A 527-nucleotide genomic window follows, 5' to 3' on the forward strand; every position below is an offset into this window, starting at 1 on the left:
AAGAAGATTGAATTTTTGGGACCATACACAGCTCAACAAATTGGGGTGAATAGACATCTTGGTCAATTAAACAACGTGCAAGAAAATATTCATCAAGTTCAACTAACGTCTGTATCGCCAAATAATATCAAAAATTATGTTGGTCAACATAGTGATGTTCTTGATGTAATTCGAGTCTGGGATTGGGAGGCAGCTTTTGCAAAATTAAAGCCTGAGATAGGACTGATTCCATATGTAGACTTTGAAGACAATGATATCTTGCGTTTTAACAATACCCTTTATTGGACTGCATCTATGAAACCCATCTTACCAACATCTGTCAGCCTTGAAAATAGATGGTATAATGAACATCTTGTATATACACACGTTCCAAATGGGTTCCTTACTTTAGAAGCAACAGACGGACAGATTGTAGATAGTAGTGAATTTTTCCAACAAAGAGAAATTTACTACGGTGAAGGAGGTCTTTTTGAGCAGACATGGTCTGGTTATCCAAATTCAAGAGGTTCTACTAGTGCAGAGCTTGG

General features: G+C 37.0%; 1 pseudogene. It reads left to right on the plus strand.

Going from position 1 to position 527, the window contains the following annotated elements:
- Positions 1-15 precede the first annotated feature (15 nt).
- A pseudogene (locus BD31_RS02115) lies at positions 16-527 on the plus strand (UPF0182 family protein); the annotation flags it as partial.

Origin of the sequence: Candidatus Nitrosopumilus salarius BD31 (assembly GCF_000242875.2) — an archaeon.
In the GTDB taxonomy this organism is placed as follows: domain Archaea; phylum Thermoproteota; class Nitrososphaeria; order Nitrososphaerales; family Nitrosopumilaceae; genus Nitrosopumilus; species Nitrosopumilus salarius.